The 3916-nt window shown below is 60.2% G+C and carries 6 protein-coding genes and 1 pseudogene; 3 read left to right on the top strand and 4 right to left on the bottom strand.

The window, feature by feature from the left end:
* The 4 genes from MKL01_RS15865 to MKL01_RS35745 form a co-directional block, all read right to left on the bottom strand.
* On the bottom strand, positions 1–305 hold a 305-nt coding region (locus MKL01_RS15865; protein ID WP_243906178.1), incomplete at its 3' end, for a hypothetical protein.
* A 102-nt stretch (positions 306–407) separates the two neighbouring features.
* The gene (locus tag MKL01_RS15870) at positions 408–1955 is read right to left on the bottom strand and encodes a sensor domain-containing diguanylate cyclase (protein ID WP_243906174.1); all 1548 of its coding nucleotides are present in this window, start codon (positions 1953–1955) and stop codon (positions 408–410) included.
* Positions 1956–2055: 100 nt separating this feature from the next.
* Positions 2056–2472 (bottom strand): response regulator, encoded by a 417-nt coding sequence (locus MKL01_RS15875; RefSeq protein WP_243906175.1) that lies wholly within the window; start codon positions 2470–2472, stop codon positions 2056–2058.
* 123 nt (positions 2473–2595) lie between these two features.
* Positions 2596–2721: a hypothetical protein gene (locus MKL01_RS35745; protein WP_279604656.1), complete on the bottom strand. Its 126-nt coding sequence runs from the start codon at positions 2719–2721 to the stop codon at positions 2596–2598.
* Between the two features lie 327 nt (positions 2722–3048).
* Between MKL01_RS35745 and MKL01_RS15880 the strand changes: the two genes are divergently transcribed.
* The 3 genes and pseudogenes from MKL01_RS15880 to MKL01_RS15890 all read left to right on the top strand — a co-directional run.
* Positions 3049–3303 carry a PAS domain-containing protein gene (locus tag MKL01_RS15880; protein WP_243906176.1) on the top strand — a complete coding sequence of 85 codons (255 nt, stop codon included), beginning with the start codon at positions 3049–3051 and terminating at the stop codon, positions 3301–3303.
* An 86-nt stretch (positions 3304–3389) separates the two neighbouring features.
* On the top strand, positions 3390–3527 hold the full coding sequence (locus tag MKL01_RS15885) for a hypothetical protein (RefSeq protein ID WP_243906177.1): 138 nt from the start codon (positions 3390–3392) through the stop codon (positions 3525–3527).
* 222 nt (positions 3528–3749) lie between these two features.
* Positions 3750–3916, top strand: a pseudogene (locus MKL01_RS15890) (PAS domain-containing protein); the annotation flags it as partial.

Below are 3916 nucleotides of genomic sequence, written 5' to 3' on the forward strand. Positions count from 1 at the left end.
AGGTTGGCGGCCGCATTGTTCGCGGTGTCGTGATCCCGATGCGCGGCGGCTAGGACGACCAGAGTCCGGCGAGTGCGACCGAGGATGTCAGTGGCCGACCCGATCCGGATCCGGCGCCCCCACCCATCTCGCCAGCGCCCAGCCTCGGCGTCCCACCAGCGCCCGTCGCCAAGGTGGTAGACCATCCGCCCGTGTGGCCGTCCGCAGCCCTCGCAGCAGCCCCTTGCCCGGCCGAACCGGATCACGGCCGAGAGCTGCACCCAGTCGATGGGGTAGAAGTAGCGGTGCTCGGGCCGGATCGGCATCGAGGCGTACTGGGCCAACGGGCGTGAACAAAGCGTAGCTGTGACCGCCTTGCCTATGATCACATTCGGCTCGACGTAGCAGGGGCCGGGCACCCAAAATGCCTACGAGCCGCCCACGACCTGAAGAAGCCGCATGTGTAGGCCAGCCATGGTCTCCTGCGGCCTTGCACAACGGGTCTGGTTCCGACCGCCCACCTTGGCTTCGTAGAGCGCAGCATCTGCGAAGCGGTAGAGGTCTGTCAGCGCGACGATCTCCGTGTCTGTCGGCAGGGCGGCTACCAGTCCGATGCTGACTGTAACATCGCCCGCACCAATGCCGGCAGAGCCCACCACCAGGGTCGAAACTTCGGCGTGGATCTTCTCCGCGATACGGCAAGCGCCGGCCTGATCGGTATCCGGCAGGAGAACGGCGAACTCCTCGCCACCGACCCGACTGACAAGATCGTGCGGGCGATGGACGCTGGCCGACAGGCAACGCGCCAAGCCCTGAAGCACCGCGTCTCCGACCTGATGGCCATAGCGGTCGTTGAAGCGCTTGAAGTGGTCGGCATCGACGATCAGCAAGGACAGCGGCTTGCCGTTGCGCTGCGCCGCTTTCCAAGCGCGATCACCGGCACCCTCGAAAGCTCGGCGGTTCGGCAGTCCCGTCAGGACGTCGGTGAGGGACAGCTTGGCGAGTTCGGCCTGCATGGCTTCGCCCCGGCGCAACGCGCGCCCGAACAGGAGCGATAGAGCGATCGTGAGGCCGCACAGCACCGCGACGATGCTGCCGATGACGACGGCGTTCGAGTGCCATTCGGCGCCGATCTCTCGTGCCGAGATGGCTACGTTGAGGATGAGCGGCAGATCCGCCACCTGCGTGAAGGTGTAATGGCGCTCGATGCCATCGCGCACCGACGTCTCGACGAAGCTGCCGCTGCCCTCACGCAGGAAGCCCTTGAAGGTCGCGGCGCTGGCGATGTTCACGCCGATATCGGCCTCGGCATAGGGGTGGCGCATGATGCGCGTGCCATCGCGCAGGTACAGGTTGATCGCGCTGTCCGGGCCAAGACCGATCTGGTCGAAGAGACGTGTGAAGTAGGACAGGTTCAGGGTCCCCAGCACTATGCCGCCGAATGACCCGTCGGACTTGTTGATGCGGCGGCTCAGCACGATCATGCGGCTACCGAGCAGACGCGAGAACAGCGGCTGACTGATGTACAGGCCGAGGTTGTTCTGCGCCTTCTGCGCCTGGAAGTAGGCCCGATCGGCGTAATTGACCTTGCGCGCCGGAACGGTGCTGGCGTCGATGATGCTGTCGCCGTTCTCATCGGTCACGATCATCACGCCCATGTCGCGTGCGGTCGCGGCCCGGTCGAACAGGATGAGCTGACGCAGTTCTGGGCTGACCTGTGCGAGGCCAGGAGCCTTGAGATTGTCGACGACGCCGCGCAGCGACAGGTCGTACATCTCGATGTTGCGGGCGATGTCGCGTTCAAGGACCTGCAGCAGGTTCTTGGAGGTCTGCTCGGCCTTGTCCCAGGCGTCCTGCCGCAGATCGAATAGCATCAGGCCGGAGACAACCAGCATCCCGACAGGTGCCAGAACGCCGAGGGAGATCCAGGTGCGGGCGGAGCGGAACGGACGAACCAGCTGGACAAGCGGGGGCATCACGTACCTCACCGGTTTTCCCCCAATTGTCGATCGTTGGCATGCTAAGTCTTAAGCGATCATTGCCTCGATCAGCGACCGTGAGTTTCTTGGCTGGTCGTTATGCGACAGCCAAGGTGATACCAGTGCCATCATCGACCAGGCAAACAGCTTCGATCTTGGCCTTCAGCGTCAGGCTAGTGAATGGCTTGACGATGTAGTTGTTCACGCCGGCTTTCTTGGCTGCGATGACGTTTTCGATCTTGGACTCGGCGGTAACCATAAGGAACGGGACAGGTCGCAGTGTCGCATCTGCGCGGACATGTTGCAGCAATTCGTAGCCGGTCATCGGCTGCATGTTCCAATCGGAGATCACGAGCCCGTATTTGCGGTCTTTCAGGCGAGCCAGAGCAGCCGTGCCGTCGGACGCATCGTCGATCTTTCGAAAACCGAGTTGCTTCAGCAGGTTGCGGATGATGCGCACCATCGTCTGGTAGTCATCGACGACAAGGATCGGCATGCTCAGGTCGAGGGGCATAAACGCGGCTTTTCTCGTCAGAGGCACAACACCTCGACTTCTACGGCAGACGATGGCAGTCAATAAGATAAGTTTTCCTTAAAATCAGCTGAATGCAATTATTCAAGTATAAAGGCAATAATTTTAGATAACAATATCGATCTGATGCGGAATGGGATGTTTTGAACGGCAAGCCGTATAGGCCATCAGGGGCGAGGCGCTCGTCGCGCGAGCGGCTTGCTGTTTCTCTTTCACGATACGATCGGCCATCGCGGCGATCCGCATGGCCGTTGAACCTGATCCGTCTAGAGTTGTGATCGAATTAGCGCTCACGAGAAAATTTCTATCGTTTCCAAGATGCCCATCGCTAAAGTATCCGGATCGACTTATTCTTTGTTACAATCTCATCCGTGATTGATGTTACTGATAACAGATCGATAAATTCGCAAAAGTCCGACATAACGTCTCGCGTGACGCTCTTCGTGCGTGACGAGGCCGACAGCCAATCGCGCCTACCACTTTTTCCCACGGGCGCTGGGCCAGGATAAGGTGGTAGATGCTGGTGATGACCGTTCACACGTCAGCACCTCTGATACTATGACAGCCCTCGAACTCATCCGCGCTCTGGCTCACGATGCCACCATCGGGATCGTCGTCACCGACACGGTGGTCGAAGCGCCTGGGCCGACGATCGTCTATGCCAACGCGGCGTTCGTTCAGCTCGTCCGGCGAGATATGCACGACATCCTCGGGCACAGCCCACGCTTCATGCAAGACAGGGAGACGCGGCGCGAGACGCTCGATACCTTCCATGCGCCCTCGATGCCGGCGAGCGCTTCCATGGCTACCTGACCAACTACCGCGCCGACGGCACCAAGTACCGTGCCGAGATCGATTGTCGACCGCTGCGTGCCGCCGACGGACGCATCGAGAAATTCGTGTCGTTCGAGCGCGAGGTGATCCGCAGGATTGGGCGACCGGTTGAGAGCGCGGCCGAACGCTACGAGTCCGCCAGCCTAAGCAACGATCCGTTAACCGGCACCCTGCGCGAACTCGGCATTTTTGAACACGTCTAAGTTGTCCTTTCTCTAATCACAGATCCGTGAATACTCAATTTGAGATCTAATCTAGGTTGATTTTGACGCAAATTGCGTTCGATCGGTCCAGATTAAATAAAAAGCAACGTCTATTGCCTATTGTTGCGCAAGCTAAGATGCGAAGGGTGATGTCCTGGCGAGGTGCTCCGTCAGCCTCCCGATCTGCCGACTAGCAGCCCTGTAATCTGGGAAGGGTCGTCCATGTTCGGTGGAACGCGTAGCGCTGTCGATCAGGCAGCCAAGCTCGACGTGCTAGATCGCTCGCAGGCGGTCATCGAGTTCGCCCCCGACGGCACCATCCTTACCGCCAACGCCAACTTCCTGACGGCCATGGGCTACACGCTGCCCGAGGTGCAGGGACAGCACCA

This window comes from Methylobacterium sp. J-070, from assembly GCF_022829385.1.
Classification (GTDB): Bacteria; Pseudomonadota; Alphaproteobacteria; order Rhizobiales; family Beijerinckiaceae; genus Methylobacterium.

What these genes read in the sequence shown, in the direction of transcription:
- MKL01_RS15870 (WP_243906174.1), bottom strand. Translation starts at nt 1,955, where the DNA reads ATGCCCCCGCTTGTCCAGCTGGTTCGTCCGTTCCGCTCCGCCCGCACC.
- MKL01_RS15875 (WP_243906175.1), bottom strand. Translation starts at nt 2,472, where the DNA reads ATGCCCCTCGACCTGAGCATGCCGATCCTTGTCGTCGATGACTACCAG.
- MKL01_RS35745 (WP_279604656.1), bottom strand. Translation starts at nt 2,721, where the DNA reads ATGGCCGATCGTATCGTGAAAGAGAAACAGCAAGCCGCTCGCGCGACG.
- MKL01_RS15880 (WP_243906176.1), top strand. Translation starts at nt 3,049, where the DNA reads ATGACAGCCCTCGAACTCATCCGCGCTCTGGCTCACGATGCCACCATC.